Annotated in this window: 20 protein-coding genes; 9 read left to right on the forward strand and 11 right to left on the reverse strand. The window is 59.1% G+C overall.

Features of this window, described 5'->3' with window-relative positions:
* Positions 1 to 154 precede the first annotated feature (154 nt).
* On the reverse strand, positions 155 to 562 hold the full coding sequence (locus tag Q0844_RS17170; RefSeq protein ID WP_366523028.1) for a nuclear transport factor 2 family protein: 408 nt from the start codon (positions 560 to 562) through the stop codon (positions 155 to 157).
* 127 nt (positions 563 to 689) lie between these two features.
* Here Q0844_RS17170 and Q0844_RS17175 point away from each other — a divergent pair, with 127 nt between their 5' ends.
* A complete protein-coding gene (locus Q0844_RS17175; protein ID WP_299047381.1) occupies positions 690 to 4379 on the forward strand; it encodes a GAF domain-containing protein in 3690 nt (1229 codons plus the stop codon).
* A gap of 253 nt (positions 4380 to 4632) precedes the next feature.
* Here Q0844_RS17175 and yghX read toward each other — a convergent pair whose 3' ends face one another.
* Entirely contained in the window at positions 4633 to 5544 is a 912-nt protein-coding gene (yghX, locus tag Q0844_RS17180) for a YghX family hydrolase (RefSeq protein ID WP_299047384.1), read from the reverse strand.
* A 557-nt stretch (positions 5545 to 6101) separates the two neighbouring features.
* On the opposite strand from yghX, the gene Q0844_RS17185 reads away from it, so the two are divergent.
* Together Q0844_RS17185 and Q0844_RS17190 are read left to right on the forward strand one after the other, a co-directional pair.
* Positions 6102 to 9185 (forward strand): adenylate/guanylate cyclase domain-containing protein, encoded by a 3084-nt coding sequence (locus Q0844_RS17185; protein ID WP_299047385.1) that lies wholly within the window; start codon positions 6102 to 6104, stop codon positions 9183 to 9185.
* Between the two features lie 208 nt (positions 9186 to 9393).
* A complete protein-coding gene (locus tag Q0844_RS17190) occupies positions 9394 to 10350 on the forward strand; it encodes a hypothetical protein (RefSeq protein WP_299047388.1) in 957 nt (318 codons plus the stop codon).
* A gap of 552 nt (positions 10351 to 10902) precedes the next feature.
* On the opposite strand, the gene Q0844_RS17195 is transcribed toward Q0844_RS17190, so the two are convergent.
* Genes Q0844_RS17195 through Q0844_RS17220 form a run of 6 tightly spaced genes read right to left on the reverse strand, consistent with a single transcriptional unit; the run spans position 10903 to position 14890 of the window.
* Positions 10903 to 11181: a hypothetical protein gene (locus Q0844_RS17195; protein ID WP_299047391.1), complete on the reverse strand. Its 279-nt coding sequence runs from the start codon at positions 11179 to 11181 to the stop codon at positions 10903 to 10905.
* Positions 11178 to 12161, reverse strand: a complete 984-nt coding sequence (locus Q0844_RS17200) for a cytochrome-c peroxidase (RefSeq protein WP_299047394.1) — start codon at positions 12159 to 12161, stop codon at positions 11178 to 11180. Before Q0844_RS17200 ends, Q0844_RS17195 begins: the two co-directional genes overlap by 4 nt.
* A gap of 20 nt (positions 12162 to 12181) precedes the next feature.
* Positions 12182 to 12505 carry a hypothetical protein gene (locus Q0844_RS17205; RefSeq protein ID WP_299047396.1) on the reverse strand — a complete coding sequence of 108 codons (324 nt, stop codon included), beginning with the start codon at positions 12503 to 12505 and terminating at the stop codon, positions 12182 to 12184.
* A 21-nt stretch (positions 12506 to 12526) separates the two neighbouring features.
* Positions 12527 to 13174: a GNAT family N-acetyltransferase gene (locus Q0844_RS17210; protein WP_299047399.1), complete on the reverse strand. Its 648-nt coding sequence runs from the start codon at positions 13172 to 13174 to the stop codon at positions 12527 to 12529.
* Between the two features lie 29 nt (positions 13175 to 13203).
* Positions 13204 to 13908: a hypothetical protein gene (locus tag Q0844_RS17215; protein ID WP_299047402.1), complete on the reverse strand. Its 705-nt coding sequence runs from the start codon at positions 13906 to 13908 to the stop codon at positions 13204 to 13206.
* 37 nt (positions 13909 to 13945) lie between these two features.
* Positions 13946 to 14890 (reverse strand): homocysteine S-methyltransferase family protein, encoded by a 945-nt coding sequence (locus Q0844_RS17220; protein WP_299047404.1) that lies wholly within the window; start codon positions 14888 to 14890, stop codon positions 13946 to 13948.
* A gap of 187 nt (positions 14891 to 15077) precedes the next feature.
* On the opposite strand from Q0844_RS17220, the gene Q0844_RS17225 reads away from it, so the two are divergent.
* Entirely contained in the window at positions 15078 to 15695 is a 618-nt protein-coding gene (locus Q0844_RS17225; RefSeq protein WP_299047407.1) for a TetR/AcrR family transcriptional regulator, read from the forward strand.
* A 234-nt stretch (positions 15696 to 15929) separates the two neighbouring features.
* Here Q0844_RS17225 and Q0844_RS17230 read toward each other — a convergent pair whose 3' ends face one another.
* Positions 15930 to 16172, reverse strand: coding sequence for a hypothetical protein (locus tag Q0844_RS17230; protein WP_299047410.1), 243 nt, complete (start codon positions 16170 to 16172; stop codon positions 15930 to 15932).
* Between the two features lie 375 nt (positions 16173 to 16547).
* Here Q0844_RS17230 and Q0844_RS17235 point away from each other — a divergent pair, with 375 nt between their 5' ends.
* The 5 genes from Q0844_RS17235 to Q0844_RS17255 all read left to right on the forward strand — a co-directional run bounded on the left by Q0844_RS17235 (position 16548) and on the right by Q0844_RS17255 (position 24821).
* The gene (locus Q0844_RS17235; protein ID WP_299047412.1) at positions 16548 to 20168 is read left to right on the forward strand and encodes an AAA family ATPase; all 3621 of its coding nucleotides are present in this window, start codon (positions 16548 to 16550) and stop codon (positions 20166 to 20168) included.
* 420 nt (positions 20169 to 20588) lie between these two features.
* Positions 20589 to 21542, forward strand: a complete 954-nt coding sequence (locus Q0844_RS17240) for a homocysteine S-methyltransferase family protein (RefSeq protein ID WP_299047415.1) — start codon at positions 20589 to 20591, stop codon at positions 21540 to 21542.
* Positions 21543 to 21613: 71 nt separating this feature from the next.
* Positions 21614 to 23326: a hypothetical protein gene (locus tag Q0844_RS17245; RefSeq protein WP_299047418.1), complete on the forward strand. Its 1713-nt coding sequence runs from the start codon at positions 21614 to 21616 to the stop codon at positions 23324 to 23326.
* An 81-nt stretch (positions 23327 to 23407) separates the two neighbouring features.
* Entirely contained in the window at positions 23408 to 24238 is an 831-nt protein-coding gene (locus Q0844_RS17250) for an alpha/beta hydrolase (protein WP_299047420.1), read from the forward strand.
* A gap of 70 nt (positions 24239 to 24308) precedes the next feature.
* Positions 24309 to 24821, forward strand: coding sequence for a DUF5946 family protein (locus Q0844_RS17255; RefSeq protein WP_299047423.1), 513 nt, complete (start codon positions 24309 to 24311; stop codon positions 24819 to 24821).
* Between the two features lie 830 nt (positions 24822 to 25651).
* Here Q0844_RS17255 and Q0844_RS17260 read toward each other — a convergent pair.
* Complete coding sequence (locus tag Q0844_RS17260; RefSeq protein ID WP_299047426.1) at positions 25652 to 25879, reverse strand: DUF2798 domain-containing protein; 228 nt, start codon at positions 25877 to 25879, stop codon at positions 25652 to 25654.
* Positions 25880 to 25953: 74 nt separating this feature from the next.
* On the reverse strand, positions 25954 to 26706 hold the full coding sequence (locus tag Q0844_RS17265) for a TIM barrel protein (RefSeq protein WP_299047428.1): 753 nt from the start codon (positions 26704 to 26706) through the stop codon (positions 25954 to 25956).
* Positions 26707 to 26731: the final 25 nt, after the last annotated feature.

A 26731-nucleotide genomic window follows, 5' to 3' on the forward strand; every position in this document is an offset into this window, starting at 1 on the left:
TGACAGTACCATCGCAATCGCAAAAATCGCTTGCAATGCAGCAGCCATGCACAGAAGATACCCGAACGGTCACGTGTCGCTGCAACGCAGCTTCCCCAAAGCAGACTATTCCGGACGTTGGAATAGGGGCGGACTGGCCGCCCCGTCCCCTGTATTAGGCCCAGCCAAGTTGCGCCAACGCATGACCGTCATTCCAGATCTTGGTCATGTGCGCGATTTTCCCGCCGGCGAATTCCATGGCGTAAACATAGTCTGATGCGACATTCGCTCCGGTAGGATCGACAGGCCCGCCGGGACCTGATTGCGTGCCATGGAAAACAGCAAAGGCCAGCACGATGCTGCGGTCTTCGTCGGATGCGAACCCTTTCAGCTCATAATGGCCATCCGGAATAGGTGTGAGCAGGCCCTTCATCCACTCTGCATAGGCTTCAAGAGTGTGCGTGTCCGCCAGCGCGCCAGACTGGCACGCAAAACTGGCGTCCGCATTGCAATACGTGGCGCACCCATCCCAACCTTTGCCTGTCTCGCAGGCTTCGAAAAAGGCCCGTGCTGTCTCTGTCATGTTCATCGCGTGTTTCCTCGTGTCGACCTTGGGACAATCCCATTGGTGTAATGCGATGAAGGTACGAAGCCGCGGAGAACGGCGATATCGTTCAAATGGACCAATTGATGCAGTACGGATGTAGGGTATGGTCGCGCAACACTTTGCCGAGGGTATTATGTCGGACACGGCGCAATCGATTGAAACACTGTCAAAACGAGAGGCTGAGGTGGCCAATGCCTATGCGGACGGTGCCAGCTACAAGGTCATTGCCCGTGACCTTGGCATATCCCCGACCACCGTTCGATCTCATTTGCGCACGGTCTATGGCAAACTGAATGTTACATCGAAAATCGCCTTGGCGCAGGCGCTAGCGGATCCAGATGCCCAATCGGCCGAGCACCAGAATGCAGCGGATCTGACCGCTGATCTGGCGCTGGAACTGGATGAGGCCATGCGGCGCGAACGGACAATGACGCGTGTTCTACGGATCATCAAAGAGAGCAGTGGAAACCTCGATGAAGTAATTGACGAAGTCCTGGAACAGGCGCTGGAAATCTGCGAGGCGGAGTTCGGCATTCTGATGGCGCATCACGGTGATTTCACCTTCACCGAAATGCGTTCCAGCCACATAAGTGCGCCTTTTGCCGCCTGGCTGTCAGAACAAGGGCTGTTCAATCCAGGATCGGACACAGCTGTTGGGCGGGCGGCCCGGTCTCTGAAGCCGGTCAGCATTGCAGATGTGAACGCAGAGGACGTTGCATACGAAGACAACCCGTTGCGTTTTGCGACCCTCAAGTTTGGTCAGGCGCGGTCACTGGCGGCGATCCCGATGACGGCTGGCGGGCGTTTGATTGGGGTGTTCAGTGTGTATCGGACCCGTGTGCACCCGTTCAATGACCGTGCCCTGGAACTGGCGCAAGCCTTTGCCGATCAGGCGGCCATCGCAATTGAAAACTCCGCTCACATTAATGAGATGGAAGCCCGGCTCGAGCGGTCGTCCGCGACCCGCGAAATTCTGGATGCGATCAGCGCGTCGAGCGATGACGAAGGGCCGGTGTTCGACGCCATATTGCGCAATGCTGCCAAGCTCTGCGATGCGCCGATGGCCCGACTGGAGTTGGCTGACGCTGCGCGGCAGACACATTATTGCGCGGCTGCCTGGGGTGATGCGATGCGGTCGTTCAAGGTGGGCGAGGCCCTGCCCCTTGATCAACCGAACGATCTACCGACCGCCATCCGTGAAGGTGTGGTGCGCCATATCCACGACCTGTCGAAATCGGAGCTTTATCTAAGCGGCAACCCGACCCGTGTGAGGATGGTGGAGGAGGAAGGCTACCGCACCTATCTATGTGTGCCTCTCATCGCGTCCGGTGTCAGTATCGGCGCAATTGTCCTCAGCCGCCGCGAAGTCGCCCCCTTCTCGGACGAGAGTATCCGCCTCGTTGAAAATCTCGCCATTCAGGCGGTCATCGCGATTGAGAACGTCCGCCGGTTTCGCGCGTTGCGGGATCGGCTGGAACGGGCCGCAGCCACGCGTGAAGTTCTTGAGGCTATCAGCGCCGCAAGTGACGATGAACGGCCAGTGTTCGACGCTATTCTGGGCAACGCCCGCAAACTCTGCGACGCGCCGTTCGCAGCACTCATACTGGGACGTGAGACCGACGACCACCAGACCATGATCGCGCATCACGGTGCGCTTCAAAGCACCGAAGAGTTATACAGCCAAGGCCAAGTGCCAATGGACCCGAACAAGTCCTTTGCCGCGCGCGCCATCATCGAAAAGCGTCCTGTACACCTGCATAACATGATGGAGACAGAACAGTACCGTGCAGGCGTGCCCAACGTCGTTGAACTCTGCGATGTCCAAGGTATCCGCACCAACCTTTTTGTCCCGCTCATTCGGGACGGGATCGGCATCGGTTGTTTCATCATATTCCGTCACGAGGTGCGCCCCTACACCGACGAACAAATCGCCCTGGTCGAGACCTTCGCCACTCAGGCCGTCATCGCCTTGGACAACGTCCGGCAGTTCCGGGACCTCCGGCAGCGTTTGGAGCGAGAGGCCGCGACGCGCGAAATCCTGCAAGTCATCAATCAAAACCGTAAAGATGCGCGGCCCGTTTTTGACGCTATTCTGAAGAACGCGATTGATCTTTGCGGCGCAAGCGCCGGTGCTCTGACGCTCGGGGCCAAGGGCGATACGCATCAACGCATGGCCGTTTCTCAGGGCGTCAGTCAGGCAACACTTGATGTGTATGAGCGCGGTGAGGTGTCGATGAACCCCGACATCTCAATGGCAGCCAAAGCGATCCTGTCCGGTGATGTGGTCCACGTGGCGGATATGGCCGATACGGATGGGTATCGCGCTGGCGTATCGCATTATACCTCCGTGGTTGACGACACGGGTATCCGCACGAACCTGTTTGTGCCCTTGATGACTCCCGAAGGCGGCGAAGGTGTCTTGGTGCTGTTCCGCAAAGAGGTGAAGCCCTACACACCTGACGAAATCGCGCTGGTCGAAACCTTTGCCGCGCAAGCCGCGATTGCTCTCGAAAATGTCCGGCAGTTTCGCGCGGTTGAAACCCGACTGGAGCGGGAAAAAGCCTCAAGCGATATTCTGACAATGATCAGTCAAAGCCGGGATAACGAAGCGCCGGTGTTTGAGTTGATCCTGAGACGCGCCGCGGATTTGTGCAATGCGCATGCCGCGGCCCTTGCAATGGGTCAGGCCGGGGATACGCATCAGACGATGGAGGCGTCCTACGGCTTGGATCCTGCGACGATCAAGGTCTATGACGAAGGACGTGTCCCTATGGACCCGACTCTGTCCGTTGGTGCGCAAGCCATCCTGACGCAAAAAACAATCCACGTCCCGGACATGGCGGAAACAGACGCCTACAAGAAAGGCGTGTCCGTATTTGTCTCCGTGGTCGAAGAGAACGGCACCCGAACCAATCTGCTTGTCCCGCTCGTCACCAGCGAAGGCGCCATTGGGGTGCTGATCCTGTTCCGCAAAGAGGTAAAGCCCTACACGGACGACGAAATTGCGCTGGTCGAGACGTTCGCCGCACAAGCCGTCATCGCGATCGAGAATGCGCGCCAGTTCAGGGACCTGCAGGCGCGGACGTCCGAGGTTCAGGGACTGAACGCCTCGCTCGAGGCCAAGGTCGACGCGCAGGTTGTCGAAATAGAGCGGATGGGACGATTGAAACGTTTCCTCCCGGCTGCCGTCGCGGACACTGTCGTGTCCTCGGGCTCCGAGAAGATGCTGCAAAGCCACCGCGCCCTGTTGGGGGTCCTGTTTTGCGACATCCGCGGCTTTACTGCGTTCTGCGAAACGGCAGAACCTGAAGAGACGATTGAGGTCTTGCAGACCTACCATGAAGAGATGGGCAAACTGATAAATGAGCATGGCGCAGGTGTTGACCTTCGCATGGGGGATGGCGTCATGGTGTTATTCAATGACCCGGTCCCTTGCGATGACCCCGCCGGTGACGCGGTGCGCCTTGCCATTGCGATGCGCGCGCGGATGGCTGAATTGTGTACCGGATGGAAGCGACTTGGCCACCGCCTGGGCTTTGGCGTCGGCGTCTCACTCGGGTATGCCACAGTTGGCCTTGTCGGGTTTGCAGGCCGGTTTGACTACACCGCATCCGGCACCGCAATCAACCTTGCGTCACGGCTGTGCGATGAGGCTGTCGACGGCGAAATCCTGCTAAGCACGCGGGCCGGGATTGCTGTCGAGGACAGTTTTGAAGTTGAGACCCGTGGGGAACTCAGTTTGAAAGGGATCCGCGAGCCTATCGAGGTTTTCAGGCTGTCGGGAGAGATATGACGGACCTTTGCACCTGACGTGAGGTTGATCTAATGCACTGCGTCATGGCGTAAAGGCCCAAACCGGACGCTAGGCTCAGCACCGGGATGCTGCGGTCGCAGCCCGCTTTCCGGACATTCGCCACACATGCGAGATTTGGAGATGCTTGAACTACCGTTGTGCGGGACAAACCGGACCTTCTCACACTTGAACTGAACGACCGCTACTCCGAATGCGTCGCGCCCACCGGGCCGGGCAGGCGCGCCATTGCCCATCAAGCGAGATAGGTGCGGAACCAGGCTATCATTCGCTCCTCTGCAAGCATCGCCGCTGCCTCGTCATAGCGCGGCGTCGTGTCATTGTGGAAACCATGGTTCACGCCTGGGTAGATGTGCGCTTCATAGACCTTGTCGTTTGCCTCCATGGCCTTCTGAAACGGCGGCCACATGGCGTTGATGCGCTGATCGAGCGCCGCAAGCTGGACCATAAGCGGCGCTTCAATGCCCGGAACCTGCTCTGTATCCGGGAATGATCCGTAGAACGGAACGCCTGCAGCCATCTCAGGATAGGCAGCGGCCAATCTGCTGACGACTCCGCCGCCATAGCAGAACCCCGTTGCGCCAACCTTGCCATTCGTCCCTTCGAACACCTGAAGGTATTCAAAGCCGGCAAAGAAGTCATTTAGCAGTTCGCCCTGATCGAGGGTGCGTTGCATTGTGCGGCCTTCGTCATCGGTGCCCGGGTACCCCCCGAGCGAGGACAGGCCGTCAGGTCCCATTGCAATGAAACCGGCCTTGCCGAGACGACGCACCACGTCGCGAATATACGGATTGAGACCTCGGTTTTCATGAACTACGAGGACCGCTGCAGGCGGCCTGTCGGGATCAATCTCGGATGGACGGACGAGATAGGCCGTGATGTCGCCGGTGCCGTTTGGGCTTGAATAGACTATTTCTTCGCCTTCGATGTCTGGATCGTCCTCGGCAACTTGTCGGGCCAGCGCATAGTTCGGTGAGAGCGTGCTGAGGATCGCCGCAGCGGTGAGTCCGCCGACCGCCCACTTGCCAGCGCGGTCAAGGAACTCTCTTTTTGAGATTTTGCCATGAGCGTAGTAGTCGTAAAGATCGAGAAGATCCTGATCAAAGTCTGCTGCGGTCAATCGACGGGCTGGTGCCTGGTCGTTCATTTTACCGTCTCCCTGATTCTCCCAGAGGCTAGCACCAATTGTCGCCGCGACCGATGTTCTTTGTTCGGTTGCTTTGGCAGAAGGACGATGCACAAGGAACGTGATGGACACGCCACCAAGCCGACATTCGTGCCAGCCGCAGCATTCCGACGTTTGGGCTCCGTCGCTGCCGTTAGATCGATTGCAGCATGTTCACTTGGCGGATCGAACCGCCCCGGAAGGGAGGGCCCGTTCCTGCCTTTCACCGACCGGTCGAGATGCTGCAGTCGCAACCTGTGTTGTTGCCGTTCGCTGCACCACGACAATTCTGCTTGAGTTGAGCTCAAAGAATACACGACTTGCAATTCTGCACCGAAATGACACGGTTTCATCTGCTCACCGCAACGACCGCAACCCTACAAAACGAATGTCTTGGGATACATAAACTGTCGGCCATACTTAACGTAGGCCGAACTCTGCGCAACACGTTAGAGTATCGCCCGGGATCATCATAAGCGATAGTCACAAGCAGCTTTGCATCATATTGTTTTCCTTTTACCCTCTAGGGGAAGCTCATCATGGTCAGCGAGCTCGACGAATGGCTGCAGTCTCATGACCTCGCGGATTACTCTGAAGTGTTCGCGAAACAGGACGTTCGCTTCAATGACCTCCCACACCTGACCGAGGGGGATCTGAAAGAACTTGGCATGCCGATTGGAGCGCGCCGTCGCCTGTTGGTGGCGATAGCAAAATTGGATGCAGAACCGCCGCAAGCCAAGGCGACAGGTCCACATGTACAGCACTCGGGGGCGCCCGAAGTTCGGCACCTGACATTCCTTTTCGCCGACATCTCTGGTTCCACACAGCTTTCGGAAGACTTGGATATTGAAGCATACCGCGATCTATTGCATGGCTATCAGACCGCTTGCGCGAAAGCGGTTGAGGGGCACCACGGTCATTTGGCGCAGTTCCAGGGCGACGGTGTCGTTGCATATTTTGGTTATCCTGCCGCGACAGAGGATGATGCGGAACGAGCGGTTTTTGCGGGTCTCCAGATCTGCCGAACCGTGGCCAGTATGGTCGTATCAGCTGGCACGCCAATTAAAGTACGGGTTGGAATCGCCACAGGGGATGTTGTGGTCGATACGCGCGAAGGGCATCGGGTGCATGCGCTTGGTGAGGCTGCCAACCTAGCCGCGCGCATCCAGTCGGAGGCCGCTCCTGGCACTGTCGCCGTAAGTGATGAAACCAGGTCGTTGTTAGGCGCGAACTTCGATTGCGAGTTAGCTGGCAAATATGAGCTCAAGGGTTTCTCGGATCCGGCCAACATCTGGATCGTCCGCGGTGCCCACGAAGCGCGGCTGCGTTTCCAGTCAAGGCAGCACGGAAAGATTACGCCAATTGTGAACCGGCAGGATGAATTGCTGTTGCTGAAGCGCCGTTGGGACGTGGCCCAAACGGAGGGCTTACAAGTCGTCATGCTGTGTGGAGAGGCCGGTATAGGCAAGTCCCGGCTCGTCGAGGAACTGAGCAACGGTATGTCACGTGACACCCGGTGGCGGCTTAGTTTCCAATGCCTGCCCAATCACAGTGCAAGCGCCTTCCACCCCGTCATCGCGTTCATAGTTCATGCGGCACGGATTTTGCGAACCGACGATACTGCGCGACGGATTGAAAAACTGACAGGTTTGTTGAGCGGGTGGACCGATCAGCCCGATACCGTACTGCCGGTTTTTGCGCGCCTGCTATCGGTCCCGCCGTCTTTGGATCAGATTGATAACCCACCTGAAGAAATGAAGGGTCAATTGCGAGATGCGCTGGTCGGTATCGTTCGACATTTGGCGCGAACAAGACCGCTGCTCATACAGTTCGAAGACCTGCATTGGATTGATCCATCCTCTGAAGAGCTTTTTGATATGATCATCGAAGGCTTGGAAGACGCTCCCGTCTTGGCGATCTGCACCTATCGTCCTGATTACAAGCCGCGCTGGATCGGGCTTGCCGGCACAACATCATTGACGATTTCCCGGCTCGAAACCCGCTATTCCCGTCAGATGGTACGCAACATGATTGCGCACGCAGACGTTCCCCCCGAACTTGAAACGCAGATCATTCACAAAACGGACGGTGTGCCGCTCTTTCTCGAAGAGATGACGCGCATGGTAGACCAGAGACTGGCAGCGGCTCATGCGGGTGTTATACAGGAAGATGCCCTGTCTTTGCCCGCCACCCTCAAGGATCTGCTTCGTGCGCAAATTGACAAAGTGTCAGCACCGCAAGATTTTGTTTCTCTTTGTGCGGTGATCGGCCGCTCCATCATGCCTGAAATGCTCGAGAAGGTGACCAGCGAGACAAAGGACACCGTTCAGCGGATGCTTGGTAAATTGATCGAAGCGCAAATTCTGGTCCGACGACGCAATGGCGATGGGACAAGATATTTTTTCCGTCACGCCCTGATCCAAGACGCCGTTTACGATCTGATGCTTCCAAGCAAAGCGCGCGCATTGCATGAGCGTGTTGCAGAGACCTTGGCCCGGCATTTTCCAGAGATCGCAACGCGCATGCCAGAGCAGCTTGCGCATCACTACACATTGTCCGGTCTGCCTGCTAAGGCGCGCGATGCTTGGCACAAGGCGGCCCAGCGTGCCGCCAGTCAGGTTGCGACAGAAGAGACAATTCAACATTTGCAATTCGCGTTGGCCGAAAACGACAAGATCGAAGATGAACTAGAACGAAACACCCAAGAAATAGAATTGCGGCGATTTTTGAACCTGGCTCTCAACACGCATGCTTTCGGATCATTGGACGTCCGTGAGAACCGGGATCGGCTTCATGAGTTGCTGCGCAAAACGAGTGCCAGTGCGCATGACATTTTCCTTGGGTTGACGGTTCAATACGGGACCCAGTTGATGCTGGGCGATACGGAAAGCGCGCTGAACCTCAATCATGAGATGCGCCAAATTGCTGAGGCGACGGACGATACAGTTATGGCTGCCATCTCGGCGCACAGCGAAGGGATGACGCGTTTCATGTCGGCCTCGTTCGATGACGCCATGCGATGCTTCGCTGAAGCGTTGGAGTTACGCAAGAGCATCAAACCTGACGCCGGATTTGCGTTCTATTCGGCTGACATACGTGCGGTGGATACCGCTATGGCAGTATGGGCACAGGTCTGCCGAGGAGATGAACATCCGTCGCTGCAAGAAGCGCTTTTGGAAGTCATCGACGAACCACACGACTTTTCACAGTGCTATGCACTCAGCATTCTTGCCGCTGCCAACCAGATGGTTGGCGACGTCGAGACGGTGATCCGATTGAGCGAGGCTGCGCTCGAGATCAGCGAAAAACGCAAATTCCAGTATTGGAGCGCCTGGAGCGGCATTCTGCACGGTTGGGCAGTGGCGTGCGCCGGAGATCCGTCCGTCGGGGCCGAGAAAATCGTGCGCGCGATTGATGATTACGTCGCAACAGGTTCGACGCAGATGACGCTCTATGCGCGAACGCTGCTTGCTGATGCGTGGTACGTCGCTGGAGACATTGAGACGGGCCTGTCCATCATCGCAAGCGTTCGGGCAGATCCGCTGGCCAAGACGATCAGGTATCAAACCAAGATCACTGAGATCGTCGAGGCGAAGCTTAGAACAGCCGCCGAAACGTCATAACACAAGCTGTGCGCCCGGGACGCGAACGCGCGATCGGAACGCCTTGTCCGGTGGAGCCAGTCTGTCCGCGGATAGTGCGTCCGGTTTCAACCGACCACAAGCATCTGATTCACCGCTGATTTTTCAGAATCGCAAAAATAGTGTAACACAGTAGCTTTAAATTACGTGTTGGTTTGCTCTTCAACACACTTTCATAAAGGTGATTGCAATGACCCGTTCCCTACGTATGATTTCATTTGGCATTATGGTTGGACTCGCGACCGGTTCGTTCTCCCCCGTATTCGCGCAGGACCAAACTGCACTGTCCTCTGTTGATCTCGGTGTGTCCGTCAGACTTGAGGGCCTAGCAAGCGAGGCCAGGCTCGCCTCCTATACAATTGAGACGCAAGACGGACGCGCTCAGCTGGATATCCAGGCATTGGCCGAACAGGTGCTCGACCTTGGTCTGGAGTATAGAAGTGACGACTTTCTGGAGGCGGTGTTGCAGACATTCCCGCGCCCTGACGTGAACGACAACCAGTTTTTGGCCGGTATGGAAGGGATCGCGTCGGCGCTGCGTGACGGCGGCATGCATGCTCTTGCGGCTGAGGAAATACTGGCCTTCGTCCAGGGATCAGCCAATTGCCTCGCCGCCGGTGGTGTGATGTGGCCACAAGACGCTGATGGCGCCCCCCGACCGCGCCTTATCCGAAGCGAAATGGACTTGCACTTCAATATCGGGGAATTACCAAACGGATCGAACTTCGGGAGAGGACAATTCGATGTCGCTTCGATCAAGCTGTTGATGTGTGTGGTGCCAGAGACGCCAGCCGACAGTTACCCGATCATCGTTGATCGACGGTGGGTGATAAATGTTGGTGACGGCGCGCTCATCGCGCGAACAGATCAACGGTTCCCGCCAAGCGATCCCAGTGCCCCGGTTTACCCATATCGTTTATCAGCGCAAGGAAATGGCATAGAGCTTGTGTCCTACTATGTGTCAGGTGTCCGGCAGCCTCGCACTGATCCGATTTACAAGACATCTCCTAACGCCTGTATCGACATCTTCTTCAACATTGTGCCGGTTCCGGACCAGCCCGTCATGATTTCAAAACCGGGCGACTTGGTGTTCTGTGCGGGCGGTGCTTGTGGCAATCGACCGCCGAGGCTTGATGCGACACACTAAGTTCAAACAGCTTTTCCTGTCTAAACCCATGGACTGAGAGATCTTTTCCGGTTCATGAGACATTGCAATGATGAGAAGGACCTTTTCTCATCGGCAGTTATGTTTTGGTGTATTGGACTAATTGCTTGATCAACGTGCGGCTGGCAAAACCGACCGACAGAGCAACCCAAAGCGTCTCGGGCTCGTGATGTTGCGACTGTCCGACTGAGTTGTTTACGTTTTGGACCGGCCTGCTTCTTTAGTATGGTCACACAAGCTGCCATCTGTTGAACTGAGCATTTACCAAGTGCGCCATAATATCCAAGACGCTGGTCCAAGTAGTCGCCACCGCTCGCGGCCCAAACCGGACTCTCAGTGACAATGCCGAATGCTGCAGTCGCAGCCCTCAATGCGGACATTCGCTTATGCCAACCGCTTTAGACCAAAATTCCAGCTGCTTCGCCGACAAAATGGCATTTTTCGCAGGGATTCGGCACCTTAACGAACTCGTTGATGACAGTTTTTTCATCATCCGATACATGTCGGGGCGAAGGCAATTGTCTGATTAACTCATCAAGGCATCGGGCCATCCGAGAACAGAAAGCGATGAAGCTTTGCGAGATAATCGTAAAACTCAACATCGTTATCAAAGCTGATCTCTGTGCGATCCTCATACTCCGAAGCCGTAAGCCTTCTTTCGGACAGGACATGATCAAAGTTTGAACGGAAGCGTTCGGCCCACTCGGTGAGGGCGTCGATTTCTTCCTTTAATTGGGGGGGGCCATATACGTTGCCTCCACCATAGATGAACATATCGTCCAGCCATGCTTGGGTTCGAAGATCGACCATCATCTCACTCCTTTCGGGAACAACGTGACCAAAGAAGGCTCGCCCGTACCCGGTCCGATCTGCGGGACAACGATTGCATGGAATTGATGATCTGTCAGCAATGGGCCGCTGTGACAGCGTGCACAACCAGCAGCCCTATAGAACAGGTCAAGTCCTGCTTGAGTCTCCAACGGGAGATACGTCGGGTCGCCAGTTCTTAATACAACATCAAATGGACTTTGATCCGCTCTGAATGCCTCAGCCTGAAACGCGGCCAGCGCTTCGGCGAGGTGCAGAAATTCGACATCGCCAGCTATTTCCACTTTGGGGAACGCGGCGCGCAACATATCCAGATACGTCGGAACGGCGGCAACCCGCTGCGCCAGCATATCCCAGATCTCGCGCCTGCTTTCATGGTGCGCGGCATTGGCCATCTGGCTCTCACCATATTGCCCCGCCATCTCAATCGGTGAGGTGACCGGAAAGAACGCCTGTGCAGCCAGCGGGCTGGAAACATCGGAAGGCAAGTCCGATCCGGCTGGGTTGCGGATGGCGCCAGTTGAACCTTTTGCGGCAAGCGCTTCAACGCGCCCATCGTGGAACAACGAAACATAGCTGCGCGCACCAATGTTCCACAAAGGTTGCGCGTTTCTTGGCACGCGCCCTAAGACCGCATCAGCGGTCGTCCGGTCGGGTCCTGCACCAATGCCGCCTTCACCGATGCCAAGGGCCAGGCCGTCACCTGATCCGAAAGCAGGATCATGGCAGGTGCCGCAGGATATGTTCTTGTTTCCAGACAGGATCGGATCGAAAAAGAGGGTCCGCCCAAGTTCCACAAGTGACGCATCGGGCGCCCCGTCGTAGAGAAAGTCCTGATCCGTTAATGGCGATGGCAACGAGGTGGTCGTCATCTCCTCGTCGCCAGATGCGATGGCCAAAGCCGCGCTTAGCACGCCGCCAGAGAGGGCAGCCAAAACAATCGGGGTTGAATATCGAAAATTCATCTTCGTCACCTCACTGAATTCTATCGGGGTTGCGAAAAGAGCCAGATACTGGCGACAGCCAGCCCCAGCCCGGCCAATTGTTGCGACTCAAGACGCTCTCCGAAAAGCAACGCCCCAAGGAGAGACAGCGCGATGACCTGAATCATGCTGGACATCACAGCACCTTGTCCAAGGCCGTGCACCAACAAACGAATGAAGCCCAGATTGCCGATCCCCAGCGCGAAAATTGCGAGAAGCAGAACATAACCGACACCCGTGTCAGCGAACTGTTTGAGCAGCACGTTGCCCAGAGTGAAACTGCCTCCGACGGCGGCGAGAACAAACCAATAGGACGCCATGATCATGTCTTTCGGGAAACTGTTGCCTCAAGCCACGTTGCTGTTGAGTGTTTTCATCAGAAGGAGAACATCGCCCGTGTAGTAAGGTGGGCTTGGGTGCAGTCGGACGGGTTCGCTTGCGACATGGACATAGCCAAGCCTTTGATAAAGACGTACCGCGCTGGCGTTCTGCGCATAGACCTGAAGGCTCATTTTGGCGAAACCATTGGCCCACGCCTGATCTTCGGCCGCCGCCATGAGTTGAGACCCTAAGCCTTGATTTTGACCTTCTTCGAAGACAGCCAGTGCGTTGATGAACCACGTGTTCAACGACAGCTTTTCGAGCGCAACAAAAGGGGCAATCGGTGCTGGCAGATCATCCGGATTTTCGGCCGGTGCTTCGGTAATTGCGTAGCTCAGAACCATACCGATCGGATATCCAAATGGGTCTGCAACCAAAGCATTCGTATAGGAAAAGCCGCCCGATGTCCGTTTGGCGCGCTCAACGCCAATTTCGAGTGGCGTCTGCCCCTCGACGCAGGCACGGGTCCAAAGCCAATTCGGGATGCCTTCACCGGCAAGGTTGATCAGCTTGGCAAGACTTTCGGCGTCCGAGGCGTCAGCTTGCCGAATAGTTGGGGTATTTTGTATGTTCATTGTTCTGTCCTCATGCGCGTAGTCATCTAGGTCGGGCATGGAATACGCCCGACCGTTGGTGCTGTTTTTCAGATTGAAGGAATGACGCTCTCATCAAAAATGGGACCTACCGGCGCGCCGGAATCCCACTCCAGGTGGTCGTCTTCATCGATCGTTGTGTGGCCGTAGTAGATTGTGTCCAGAGCCGCGTCATTAACCGTGAAGTCGAACGTCGTGCGACCAGCGTCTGCGTGATCTGATGCGCCGGACTCGAAGCTGTAAGTCGCGCTCAGCCCCCAGAAGTCGTTGAAGCCCAATGTGGTCTGAATCAGATCACCTTCGACCTCGGCGAAGTCTCCTGTCGCTCCGGTTACTGGGCGCAGGTTTGGCTTACCAATATCAGCAATTTCAGTTCCCTGTGTCACGACAGTTGCGCCGTCGTTGAACACAAAGGTCTGGCGGCTGATGATCCAGACGCCCGTGGTCGCATTGCCGCCCTCGCCAACGAAGTATCCATCGCACGTCCATGTGCCCAGAACGAGGCCGGGGAAAGCCGGGCTGCCATCTTCGAGAACACCGACCGTGCCGTCAGCAAGCGTGCCCTCGGGGTAGATGTAGCCTTGGCTGATAAACGCATTGCCGTGCGCGGGCATCCCGTTTTCATGGACCGGAGCAGCGGCCATGTAGATGCGGGTATGGTCCTCGGCGACGTCGAAGGCGACAGGAGCCTCGGCTTTGGCGAAAGTCGCCAGTGACAAAACGAGCGCCGTAGAAGTGATGAATGTGTTAAACATGTGATGTCCTTTCAGAGAGGTTTGGAGTTGGTGAAGTTCAGGCTGCGGTCAAAGGGTGTTCGTGACCCGCAATGCAGCCCACATGCCGGTGGTCGGTGCCGCAGCAACCGCCCAGAACCCGGATGTTCGGAAGACGCGAAAGAAGATCCGCGCTGAGTTTGCCAAGCTCTGCCGGATCGCCGTCATCAAGGATCTCGGCTTCGTCCAGTTCGGCATGGCTTTGGCGTGAGGCATTGGACCGGATCCCGCCAATACGCAGGGTCCATGCTTGCGTGGTGTCCAATGCGTCGCGGAAATGGTCCGGATGCGCGCAATTGATCATGTAATAAAGTGGGCCCGTGTCAGTCGCATCATCGACTTCCGCGATCGCATCGCCCAGCGACTGGCCGGACGGAAGGCGCCCATCGGTTTCCAGCGTAAAGGAGATCACAACCGGCACATCGATTTCCTGCGCGGCCTGGACGATACCAATAGCTTCACCCGCGTGGGTCAGCGTCATGGCGCTGATCATGTCGACGCCAGCCTTGCCAAGCGCATGGATTTGCGGCGCGTGAATTAACAGGGCCTCTTGCTGAGACATCTCCGTATCCGGCGCATAGGCGTCGCCTGCAGGGCCCACCAATCCATTGATCAGGATCGGGCAATCATCGGTTTCGTGCTGCGCGCGCAGATCAGAGACGAAAGAGACCGCTCGTTTATTGGTTTCCATCACCTCCTTGAGCGTCTGCCCAAGCGGTCCGGCCCAGGCTGTTCCCGAGCGCCACGTCGGCGCATCCAGCACGAACCCGCGACCTGAGGCTTTGGCGATTTCTATGAACCGCTCGAAATAGGCCCGCAGATCAGCGCGGCCCTCACTCGTGTCCAGCAGCACTGCCGCCGAGAAGCAGGGCAGGTCATAACCTTTGTTGAAAATCAGGAAAGTCTCTAACCCTCCGTCTGAGAGGAAGAAGCGGCGGGCGTCTTTAAGTGTTTGAATTCGCATCGAAGTCGTCCTTGTCTGGTGATGCCAAGGTGATACTTCTGACCTCGTGCCGACCGATAGTTGTCGCGTGGTCTGGTTGTTTCATTTCAATTTTCGCTGTAAATTCAGACTGTAACCGGAAGACAGTTGGCCCGTCCTATTGCCGACGTGCAGTCAACTGGACTCGCAGTACAGTGGGAGACCTGCCGTGGACGAAAAAGTCGACACACGGAGCCGAATCCTCGACATCGCCGAAGCGGCCGTTTTGGACAAAGGGTTTGAAGCAACCTCGATTGAAGAGATTGTCGCAGGTGCGGAGATTTCGCGCGGCGGGTTCTTCTATCACTTCAAGGACAAGAATGCCTTGGCCCGCGCGATGCTTGAACGCTACATCGAAGCCGAGGACGCGCTTTACGATGACCTCTTTGCTCGGGCGAGAGAACTGAATGATGACCCGCTGCACTGTATGTTGATCGGGCTGAAGCTGTTGGCGGAGATGCTTGAAGAAATGCCGGCAGGTCATCCGGGCTGCGTCATTGCATCAACTGCGTATCAGGACCGGCTTTTTGACGAGGGTGTGCGCGAGTTGAACCGGCAAGCTATTCTTGGATGGCGCAGGCGCTTCAGGGGGATGTTTGAAGAAATAGCGGAAGTCTATGAGCTTCGTGAAACCGTCAATATGGATGCTTTGGGTGATATGGTGTCTAGCGTCGTGGAAGGCGGCCTGGTGCTTCAGCGCGCACTGCGTGAACACAACAACGCCTCTGAACAAATCATGTTGTTCCGGACCTATTTGAAGCTTCTGTTTGCGCCAAAGCACTCTTGAGTGTTGGTCTCGACAAAACCTGCCAACCCAAACCAGACATTCATCTACTGCGCAGCATTCGGCACTATGGGCTCTATACCGACTTTGGAGCCGGCGCAGCGGCGGCTTACATAGGTGGATTGGCGACCGTCAAGGACGGCCCTTTCCGGCCATTGACTGTGCCTTACCATCGCTGCGGTGCGGCCCGTAATTCCGGACTTTCGCTGCAGTTGCAAAATCAGCGAATGGTCGAATTCAAAAATCGCGGACGAAGTGTGATTTCAGCGCGGACGTTGGCTTGTGCTTGGCGCGTCTGTTTTGGGGAATTGCAGTATTACCACATGCAATCGCCAAGGCCTTCACATGTTCGGGTTTGATGATCCAACTCCACGCAATCTCGCCAGCAAGCCGCGCGCGTTTTGCAATCTCGTCATCAGCTGCCGGATGTCCGCAATCAAAAAGTACGAGGTCGCGACGAGCTTCGTCGCAGGCCAGCACTGCGAGATGACCATCCGGTGTTCTCAGAACATTTCGATGTTAAGGTTGCCATGGGTGTTGCTTGCCCGCCTATCCGATAGCACGTCCAAAGCACCCCCGCACCTACGCGCGAACTGCTTTGGCATTACGATCAACTCGATGTCTCCTCCCATCAAAAAAATGACGAATCCCGAATGATGACAGGACGCCGGGAGACATTGTGTATTCGATCAGCCTGGTGTCTTGCGTGCACACGACCTCGGCGAGGTTCCTGATCTTGTGCTGCGTGCAAAGATCGCCGGTTTGGCAGCCGTAAACTCCGATGTGCACCGACGGTCGGTTTTGCGACGCAGTCTGACTACATCAAGTGCCGTGGCTCGTGATACACTGAATCCAATGGACAAGCTCGAGATCAACCTGTTCGGAGTATTCGAGGCGCGGGCCGATGGTGCGCCCGTCCGCATGCCGACACGCCGGGTTGAGCTGATCCTGGCGCTCTTGGCGCTCGACATCGACCGGGCGGTCAGCCGTTCCCACCTGTCTTCCGTTATCTGGCCAGGACAGGCGGATGCGCAGGCGCGTGCATCGCTTCGCCAGGCCATCTTCCGATTGCGGTCGGCACTGGGCGCGTCTCATGAATCGGCGTTGGACGTCACAACCGGATGGCTCAAGCTGCGCCGCGACAGCGTAATCCTTGACGCGGACAGGTTGCGACCGTCCGCCGCGCTGTCGGATGTGCCGAAAGGGTTGCCGCTTGACGGACTGTCCGGTTTCGAGCCCGAGATAGAGGATCTCTTGCACGCCCGGAGAGCGGAGCTGAGGCATCGCTTCGTGGCGTGGCTGGAACGCGCTCAGATGACCGCGGCGGAGACGCGACGGTTTACCGAACTCGAGCAACTTGCGCGTCTGCACCTGTCGCTCGATGGCTACGACGAAGGCGCTCTGAGGATGCTGATGACGGCGTTGTCGCGTCAAGGGCGCCGGAACGCAGCACTCGAAGCTTTCCAGGACACAAGCAAACGCATCCGCACCGAACTTTCGGTCTCGGTCGAACCTGCAACTTTGGAACTGTTTCAGACGGTCCGAACCGCGACCCCGGTGCCTGCGGCGGAAGCTGCCGGATCGCACGTTGTGGCCGAGCAAAGTCCACCACCGTTGCGCGATGTCACGCCCCCGACCGCGGATGCCGCGACCGAGACGCCAGCACATCTGCGCCATCTTGCGTTCATGCACGTCATCTCGGAACGGCTCGCCGCGGCGCTGCGAGACCCCGACCCGGAGAATGCGGAAGCGCAGAGCCGCGCAGCGCTGGGGGCGATCGAGGAGGCGGTAAAGCGTGAAGGCGGCAAGGTCGTGGGCCGGGCGGGCCATCATCTGTCATGCGTCTTCGGAGCCGAACGCCCCGATGAGAGCCCTTCGCTTTCGGCTGCCTTGGCGGGCTTCGAGATTGCCGGTCGCAACAGTGCCGTCGCGCTGCACGCGGGTCCCGCGATGATCGGAGCCGGGGCAGAAAGCCTGCCGCTCGCCCATGTCGCCCAGAGCCTTGCCGAGAAAACGCCGTCCGGAACGGTCCAATTGACCGAACCGGTCGAACTCGCCTGTCGCGGCGCGTTTGCTCTGGAAAAAGTGCCGCCTGTCGACGCCGGTGCCGAAGCGCGCCCGGTCTGGCGCCTTTCCGGCGAGGCCATGGCCCGCGACGGCTTTGACATTCGAAAGGCGCGCGGCCTCAGTCGTTTTGTCGGGCGGGAGGCGGAAATGTCGGCGCTGGAGCGCGCGCTGAACTCCGATGGCCCTCGCGCCGTTGTGGTCATTGGCGAGCCCGGGATCGGCAAGTCGCGGCTGCTGCACGAATTCGTCTCCAACCGATCCGGGACGATGCTGCTGCGCGTGCGGTTCACCAAGGGCGAAGCTGGCGGGGGTATCGACCGCTTTGCCGAACCGCTGTTCGTTCTGTCGGGGATCCGTGATACCAATGCGACGCAAGATGTACTCGACGTCATCGCGAGCACATTGAAAGAGCCGGCTTTGGTCGCGCGGGCGATGCCGCCTCTCGCGGCGTTGCTAGGCCGCCCCGGGACCGCGCAAGCCTGGATCGAAGCGTCGCGCGGTCAGAAATTTCCGTGGCTCGCCGACGCGCTGTTGATGGCCATCGAGGCGCAGTGTGGCCGCAACGCGATCCTTGTTGTCGAGGACGCGCACTGGGCGGACGAGGACGCCAGGCTCCTTCTTGACCGCCTTGTCCGATCTCTCGATGGCGCCGGTCCGATGCTTGCGGTTTCACAAAGGCCGGGCGTAGCAGACACGTGGGCCGGACACGGACAGGTTGCGGTTCTGACGCTTCGGCCACTCGATGACACCTGCGCCGCGGCGTTGCTCAACTCGTTCCACGTGCCGCGTTCGTCTGTGGTTTCGCTTCTTAAACGTGGCGGCGGCATCCCACTTTTTCTCGAAGAACTTGCACGGCTTGGCCCGGACGTTGGCGCATCGGCTGGGGTCCCGATCGCGCTGACCAACATGCTGTCGCATCGCATCGACGCGCTGCCACCGGGGCCGCGCCGCGTGATCGAAGCGGCTGCTGTCATCGGATCCGAGCCATCGGACGACCTTATGACGGTGATGTCCAACCTTCACCCCGAGGCCTATGAAGCCGCCGTTCTTGCGCTGGCGGAAGCTGACCTTCTCTTCCGGATCCGCAGCGTTCCGCAGCGTGTCTATGGCTTCAAGCATGCCCTGCTGCGGGACGCCGCGTATCAGTCGATCCCGTCCAAGCGCCGGCAGGCGTTGCATGCCGAGATCGTCGAACGGCTTGAACCCGCTTGGCTCGAAGGAGACAAGACCAAAGGCGCCTTGCTGGCAGGGCATGCGGCGAAGGCGGGCCTGGCACGAAAGGCAATCGACTTTGCGTTCGTCGCCGCCGAAGACGCCGTCTCGGCGTGCGCTTTTGCATTCGCCGATCGCACACTCGACATCGCGCGCAAGTCGTTGCAGACGCTCGAACACAACCCGGAGGTGCGACGCCTTGAACTGCGGCGGCTGCAACTGCGCCTGCCGGTCCTGGTCGCCTATGCCGACGCGGAAAAGCTGCAGGCCAATCTTTCGGAGGCATTGGCATTGTCGCGAGAACTGGGTGACGATGAGATCTTTGCATTTCTGTCGCTTCATGCCGCGTTCGTGTTTCAGCATTACGACCCGGCCAGGGCTCTTGAGCATGCCGACGCCGCGCGCGGCATCGCCGAAGCGATCAAGGATGCCTCGCTATCGCGCGAAAGCGCGATATCCCGCTGTCAGATCCTGTCGTTCCAAGGCAAGATGCGGGAGGCTCTGGCCGCGATCGACGACTACGCCACAGCGTGGGAGGACAGTCGCGCCGAGCGCGATGAATATCTCGTCTCGCGCTTCGTCATGAATCAGTTTCTTCTCACCAGATCTTTTGCAGCAACGGGCGACGCGAAACGGGCATTGAAACACGCGCAGCGTGCAGTACAGGCCGCGGTGGACAATGACCACCCGATTGACCGCTACATAGCCTTGCTTGCCGTCGGCGATTTGTTCGCTTTCGCGGATCGGAACGACCAGGCGGTTGCTGCATTCCGCTGTGCCACGGAAATCGCTCGCAAACAGGAACATGTGTTCTTCGAGATACTCGCCGCGGTCCAGCTTGGGAAAGCGGAACTTGGCACAGCGGACGTCGACAGCGGCGTTGCGCGGCTGGAGACGCTCCTTGGCGCGGCGGATGTCGATCCGGTTCTTCGGATGGAGGCCGAAGCTGCCCTTGCCTGTCGGGCCGGGGCCCAGGATGTGTTTGGGGCAAAAAGGTTGAAGGGTCTTCTGCAGTCGGCCGAAATGCTGGATTTGCCACTGGTCCGGGTATCGCTCCTGCGTGCGCTCGCCAAACGAGAGCCAACGGCTTCCAAAAAACTCCTCGGGGAAGCGGCCGCCATCGTCGAAGAGCAGGGCTATGCGATCTGCCGGCTGCCCGAAGAGCGCATCTTTGCTTCATTCACGGCATCTGCCTAACTCGCGAGGCGCGTTGCTTGGCAGACCCACTGCGGCGTTCGCGTTCCGCACCCTCAGTTCGCAGGCGTTCATCCCGCCGCCAGGGCATTCCGCTCTTAGAGCCTGGCACTGCGCAACATCGACCGGTGTGCTGGGTGCGTTCGGCCGCGGACGCATATTTAACGGCTGCGTAACGGTCGAAAGGCGCCGCTGGAAACGGCAGCGCGCAAGACCGGGTTATCAACTGCAACAGGACTGACCCATGCAATTTCCCACCATATCTTGGCGACCTTCGCGCCGCGGGTTCGACGCCTCGACGCTTAATGCGCATCTTCGCCGCGACGCCGGACTCCACGAATTCGATCGCAGCGAACTGCAGATCAGCCGGTACCTCCGACGCCTGCATCATCTTGCCGTTTGCGGCAACTGGGGTGGCGTCCAATGACCGCCCTGTATCGTCAAAGGCTTCCGCAAACGGACGAAGCACTGCTGCTGACCGACTCGGGTTTGGAAACGACCCTGATCTTCCTCGAAGAGCTCGATCTGCCCTGCTTCGCGTCTTACCCGCTCCTCGACACTGTCACGGGCCGGCAGACGCTGCGCGCCTATTTCGAGCGCCATCTGGCCATTGCGGCGGACCATCGCACCGGCTTCCTGCTTGAATCGCCGACCTGGCGGGCCAGCCGCGACTGGGGGGCCCAGCTCGGCCATTCGCCGAAAGACCTCGCGCGGTGGAACAAGGCTGCGATCGCGCTGCTTGCCGAAATCCGCAAGGCGTCCGACAGCGTCTCGCCCGTCGTCATCTCGGGCAATATCGGCCCGCGCGGCGACGGCTATCAGCCAGACACCGCTATGACCGCCGATGAGGCCGAAGCCTATCATGCCGAGCAGATCGGCTGGTTTGCCGAGACCGAGGCCGACATGGTCAGCGCCTTCACGCTCTCGACGGTGAACGAGGGTGTGGGCGTGATCCGCGCCGCGTCCGCGGCGGGCATTCCAAGCGTCGTCTCCTACACGACCGAGACGGACGGACGGCTGCCCGACGGCACACCGCTTGGCGAGGCGATCGAACGGACCGACATGCTGACGGCCGGCGCAGCGGCTTACTTCATGATCAACTGCGCCCATCCCGATCATTTCCGCGCCGTGCTCGAGACCGACGCGGCATGGCTTAAGCGCATCTGGGGGGTTCGGGCAAACGCCTCGCGTCTCAGCCATGCCGAACTTGACGAAGCCGAGGAGCTGGACGCCGGAAATCCCGCCGATCTCGGGCGAGACTACGCCCTGCTCAAACGGATGCTGCCGAACCTGCGGGTGCTTGGCGGCTGCTGCGGCACCGATCATCGGCATGTCGAGGCGATGGCGGATTGCTGCGCGGCGCGGGACACAGCCTGACCCTATCCCATCCTCTGGCAATCCGGCGTGGCCGGGCTGCCATTCCAACCCTTTCTGAACGGAGAACACCCATGCAACCTCGCATGTCACTTCTTGCTGTCTTTGCGGCAACGACAATTCTCACTTGTGCCGCTTCGGCCCATGAAACCCAGCGCCGGACAGAACTCTTCCGACCCGGTGTCGCCCATGCCGAAGGGCAGATACCGGCGGAAGACGCCCATGCGGCGATGGCGCTTGCGGGCTATGGCGATTTTGGCTTCGACGCCGGGACCGACATTCCGGCAGCCCGTGACGCGTTCGCACGCGGCATCGCTTTGCTCTGGGGCTTTAATCACACGGCCGCAGTGCAGGCCTTCCACACGGCCCAGGCGGCTGATCCCAACTGTTCGGCGTGTTTTTGGGGCGAGGCTTACGCGCTTGGCCCGAATCTGAACGACGGGATGCACGCGCCAAATGCAGGCCCGGCTGCGGCGGCTGCCGCGCGCGCTTTCGCGCTTTCGCTCACGCCACGGGACCGGATGCTCGCGGCCGCAGTCGTCGCGCGGTACAACGAAGAGCACGGCGACCGCGCCGCGCAGGATCGGGCCTTCGCCGACCTGATGGCGGTAGCGGCCGAACGCATGCCCGACAATCCTAACGTGCAGGTCATCTACGCGGATGCGCTTATGAACCTGCAGCCGTGGGATTACTGGGAAGCGGACGGGACAACGGCGAAAGGAAAGACCGAGACGATCCTCGCGACCCTTGAGCATGCGATCGAGCTTTCGCCGCAGCACCCCGGTGCGCTGCACCTCTACATCCACACGGTGGAGGCGTCGGCCGATCCAGGCGCGGCAGAAAAGGCGGCGGATGCGCTGCGCGGCGCAGTGCCAGTTGCCGGACACCTTCTGCACATGCCGGCGCACATCTACAATCGCATCGGGCGCTATGCGGACTCTATCGCGGTCAACAAGGAGGCCATCGCGGCCGACCAGGCCTATCTCGAAGCGGCCGGCGACGCCGCCAGCCCGCTCTACCGCTACGGCTACTATCCGCACAACCTCCACTTCCTTCTCGTGGGCGCTCAGATGGCCGGGCTCAGCGAGGATGCGTTAGAGGCAGCGGATCGGCTGGCGCACGTGACCTCGGATGAAATCTCGGGCGAACTCGCCTGGGTGCAGGCGATCGACACGGCGCCCTATGCAGCGCACGCACAGCTTGCCGAGCCGAAGGCTATTCTCGCACTGCCCGATCCGGGCGGCCGCTTTCCCTTTGTTCGGGGGCACTGGCACTGGGCGCGCGGCACCGCTTTCGCCCTTCTTGGCGATCTGGACGCTGCCTTGCAGGAACAGCGCGCCATCGAGGCGATCATAAAGGACGCCGATCTTTCTGGTCTGGAGGATCAATACCTTCCCGCGCGTGATGTCCTTGAGCTCGCCAAGCACCTCGTCGAGGCGCGGATAGAGCAGGCGCAAGGCAACTGGCCCATGGCCGAGCACCATCTGGAGGAGGCCATGGCGATTGAGGACACGATCCCTTACATGGAGCCGCCCTACTGGTCTTACCCGGTGCGCCAGACACTCGGCGCCGTCCGGCTTCAGGCCGGTGACGAATTGGGCGCGCTCGATGCTTTCGAGGCCGCGCTGAAAACCCATCCCAGCAATGCCTGGGCGCTCTGGGGCGTCTGGCAGGCCGAAGAGGGGCTCGCCGTCGACCAGCTCGACGAAGGCACGGTCGCCGCCGCCCGCCGGGCATTCGAACGGGCATGGCTTGGCGAAGGCGAACCATCGCTCGACCGGCTTTGAGCGCTGCGGGTTCTGGCGGCGCCTCGCCGGGACCCGTCCAAAGGACAATTTTCGACAGATTTTGGGACAGGCCAACAGACCATGGAAGAGACACAGATTTCTGCCGCGGATGAAGCCGCACCGCATGGAACACCGACGCTTGTTTCGCCGGCAGGTGTCAAGATCGGCTACGACATCTGGGGCGAAGGCCCGCCGCTGGTTCTCATCCACGGCTCCTTCAGCGACCAGATCACGAATTGGCGGCACGTGAAGCCGCTGCTCGCGCCGCATGTCACCGGATACGCGATGTCACGACGGGGTCGCGGGCTGACGGACAGGACCGAAGGGCACAAACTGCCAGATGAAATTGCTGACGCGGTCGCACTGATCGAAACGATCGGCAAGCCCGTGCATCTGCTCGGCCACTCCTACGGCGCAGCGGTGGCACTTGGTGCCGCAGCGGCCGTGCCGGACCTCGTGCGTAAGCTTGTGGTCTACGAGGCGCCGTGGCCGCATATCGTCGATGACGAGACCATCGATGCGCTTGCCGGGCTCGGCGCATCGGGTGACTGGCAAGGTTTCTCGATGCGGTTCTTCAGCCAGGTCTTGTCGGTGCCACAAGCCGAACTGGACGCGGCGCAGCACACGGAACAATGGAACCAAGTTCTTGCTGATGCACCAGCCTCGCTCGGCGATCTCCGCGCGCTTGCGCGCCACCGCTTCGACCCAGAAGATTACCGCGGCCTGACGATGCCTGTCCTTTTGCAGACGGGCAGCCAAAGCCCACCCGAACTCTACGTCACAGGCGCCCTTGCGTCAGTTCTTCCATCGGCGATCATTGGCGTCCTTTCGGGACAGGCACATGAAGGCATGACAACCGCACCACAGCAATACGCAGATGCTGTGCGAAATTTCGTAGCGGTGAGAAGATGATGGACATGATGACCAGCCCCTCCGGCGCGCCAGAGCACGGTCGTACGACGTACAGCCGTCCCCGTGTGCGATGACGCGACGTGTTGAAACCTCTCGCTGCCCAGGATGCGGCGCGGTTCTCGCGTGCGTCGATGGACCGACGCACCCCTACATGATCGCTTCGCCCGCCTGTTACAGGAAATTTACGAGCATCCTTGCGGCGGAATACGAGTCCGCGGCTTTCATGAGGACCCACCACTTCACGGTCGATGCCTACGCGGTTCAACACCCAGGCGACGGAACCGACCGGCGACAAATCCAGTCCGTCGGACTTCACTTGGCGCGTCTTTGCGTTCAGCTTGCTGCACCTGTGCCGTCCCGCGAGACCAACGATGTCATGCTCGGATTCGCGAAGCACAAAGCGACGCTGAAAAAGCTTGAACCTCCCAGGCGGTTTGCGGTCACGGCAGCCGATGTCGCGCCCCATGCAGGCCAGCCGGACCACTGCGAACGGGTAACGGCATGGGCCGCCGCCACCTGGAACGACTGGGCAATTCAATACGACTACATCCGCGACTGGATCGCTTACACGAAGAGTAAATGAGTGGTTGCCGCTCCGGGAGATGGAGAGCGTTCGGTCCCGTCCGCTCCGCAGGGCGGTAGCGGAACGACACACGACGGGAGCGCATGATAGGTCGGCGGAACGCGCCGCAGCGAACCGTATCGCGACCGTTGTGCCATACGTAAACACTCCGTCATCATTCTTTATGATGCAACATGAACCTTCATGAGATTGGACCTCATATCGGACAAATCAGCTTGGGCGATATGCTGGCTTTCATGAACGTCTCACATGTTCATCCGTCTTCGATCAAATGGCTGTGGTGACTTGTGAGATGATGCGGCAGTACAACGCTGGCTTGTCGAGCGTAATCATGGACAGCTTCCAACAAGCCAATTGCAGCCGGTAACTGCAGTGATTTGAAGACGACGTTCTGGTCCAAGTCTTTGGGTTGCAAGGTCGTATTTCTATGCACCCGCAAAAATGGAGATAACACTGTGGTAATCCCCCATTTCTCTGTTCTTGGACGGCCCATAAAGGGCAACCCTATTACCAACCTGAATTTGGTGGTGGTTGATGCCCACCGCCCGAAGTGCTAGATCGTCATGTCTGGTTTGCGCTGGCACTTGCCATCTTCTCCACACGTCGACTGCGTTTCCGCACGCGCCACCCGAATGAACCAGCACCAACCGTACGCGCGTCAGCTTCCTTGCGCCAATAAACCGCGCCCCGTCGGGCACGATGGTGCGTTTGATGGGGTTAACATGCGCTACCGGACCGTGCGCCGCAGCAAGCTTTTGATCCATTTGACAAATCACAAAGCGGCTAAAATATCTTGAACGCGGCGAAACCCGTGTCCCCGCGGGGACACATCACTCAGGGATCGTCAGTTTCGCCACAAGACGGCGCGCCGCCGGCGCCACGACCAGCACGATGGGAAAGGCCACGGCCCAGCTGGGCAACCACGCCCCGATCCACTGGCCCAAGAACCCCGTCACCATGCCGACGGCCAGGAATGTCGAAATGCCCGACACCAGAAACGACATCATGCCGCTCAGGAAAAAGCCAAAGGCGATGTGGGCGTAGCGGGCGGGGATCATGGACGGCTCCTGCAATCTGTAGGCGCCACGTTACGGAATTCCGGGCGCCTCACAATCTGCGTCAACGCACAGCGTCAGCGCATCCAGTCGAGGGTCGCATCCGTCTTCCCATCGGTCCTGTACTCGGCAGCGACCCAGCCTGTATAGCCGTCGGCGTCCAGGGCAGTCAGGACTGCGTCCAAGTCGATGTCGCCCGCCCCCGGCGCCACCCGCCCCGGTGCGTCGCCGATCTGCACGTGTCGGATCAGCGGTTGCATGGCCCGGTAGGTGCCCAGCACGTCGCCGGTGATGTCGTGGGCGTGGTAGGTGTCGAATTGCAGGCCCACATTGTCTGCACCAACAGCCTCGATCACCTCCGCGGCCAGATCAAAGCTGTTGAGAAAGTAGTTCGGCTGGCTTGACGGACCAAGCGGTTCGATCGTGAGGGTCAGGCCGGCGGGCAGGGTCTCGGCGGCACGGGACAGGTTGGCGATCAACGTGTCCCGCGCGGCGCGGCCTGCGGCATCCCCGCTCATCACATGGATCACGCCGGCACCCAGCGCCTGTGCGTAGCGCACCGCCCGCCGCATGTCATAGGCAAAGCGCGCCTCACCCCTTGGCACCGCAGCAAAGCCGCGTGCGCCACCGGCATAGTTGGGACCCGGCGCATTCAGTAGGACATATTGCAAGCCGTTGCCGTGCAACGCCTCAAGGGTTTCGGGCACGGGCACGTCATAGGGCTGCTGCACCTCGACGGCGGTGAACCCGGCCTCTGCCGCCGCCTCGAACCGGTCGAGATAGGGCAACTCGGCCCAGAGATAGGTCAGGTTCGCGGCAAATCTTGGCATCGAACCGGACGCTACCGTGCTGTCC

It is taken from the genome of uncultured Tateyamaria sp. (genome assembly GCF_947503465.1).
In the GTDB taxonomy this organism is placed as follows: Bacteria; Pseudomonadota; Alphaproteobacteria; order Rhodobacterales; family Rhodobacteraceae; genus Tateyamaria.

Bases quoted from the DNA above. Each gene is read 5' to 3' on its own strand.
- Q0844_RS17250 (WP_299047420.1), top strand. From the start codon at position 23,408: ATGGAAGAGACACAGATTTCTGCCGCGGATGAAGCCGCACCGCATGGA.
- Q0844_RS17205 (WP_299047396.1), bottom strand. From the start codon at position 12,505: ATGATCATGGCGTCCTATTGGTTTGTTCTCGCCGCCGTCGGAGGCAGT.
- Q0844_RS17175 (WP_299047381.1), top strand. From the start codon at position 690: ATGGTCGCGCAACACTTTGCCGAGGGTATTATGTCGGACACGGCGCAA.
- Q0844_RS17260 (WP_299047426.1), bottom strand. From the start codon at position 25,879: ATGATCCCCGCCCGCTACGCCCACATCGCCTTTGGCTTTTTCCTGAGC.
- Q0844_RS17185 (WP_299047385.1), top strand. From the start codon at position 6,102: ATGGTCAGCGAGCTCGACGAATGGCTGCAGTCTCATGACCTCGCGGAT.
- Q0844_RS17235 (WP_299047412.1), top strand. From the start codon at position 16,548: ATGGACAAGCTCGAGATCAACCTGTTCGGAGTATTCGAGGCGCGGGCC.
- Q0844_RS17265 (WP_299047428.1), bottom strand. From the start codon at position 26,706: ATGCCAAGATTTGCCGCGAACCTGACCTATCTCTGGGCCGAGTTGCCC.
- Q0844_RS17210 (WP_299047399.1), bottom strand. From the start codon at position 13,174: ATGCCCGACCTAGATGACTACGCGCATGAGGACAGAACAATGAACATA.
- Q0844_RS17170 (WP_366523028.1), bottom strand. From the start codon at position 562: ATGACAGAGACAGCACGGGCCTTTTTCGAAGCCTGCGAGACAGGCAAA.
- Q0844_RS17215 (WP_299047402.1), bottom strand. From the start codon at position 13,908: ATGTTTAACACATTCATCACTTCTACGGCGCTCGTTTTGTCACTGGCG.
- Q0844_RS17240 (WP_299047415.1), top strand. From the start codon at position 20,589: ATGACCGCCCTGTATCGTCAAAGGCTTCCGCAAACGGACGAAGCACTG.
- Q0844_RS17245 (WP_299047418.1), top strand. From the start codon at position 21,614: ATGCAACCTCGCATGTCACTTCTTGCTGTCTTTGCGGCAACGACAATT.
- yghX (WP_299047384.1), bottom strand. From the start codon at position 5,544: ATGAACGACCAGGCACCAGCCCGTCGATTGACCGCAGCAGACTTTGAT.
- Q0844_RS17255 (WP_299047423.1), top strand. From the start codon at position 24,309: ATGACGCGACGTGTTGAAACCTCTCGCTGCCCAGGATGCGGCGCGGTT.
- Q0844_RS17220 (WP_299047404.1), bottom strand. From the start codon at position 14,890: ATGCGAATTCAAACACTTAAAGACGCCCGCCGCTTCTTCCTCTCAGAC.
- Q0844_RS17195 (WP_299047391.1), bottom strand. From the start codon at position 11,181: ATGATGGTCGATCTTCGAACCCAAGCATGGCTGGACGATATGTTCATC.
- Q0844_RS17190 (WP_299047388.1), top strand. From the start codon at position 9,394: ATGACCCGTTCCCTACGTATGATTTCATTTGGCATTATGGTTGGACTC.
- Q0844_RS17200 (WP_299047394.1), bottom strand. From the start codon at position 12,161: ATGAATTTTCGATATTCAACCCCGATTGTTTTGGCTGCCCTCTCTGGC.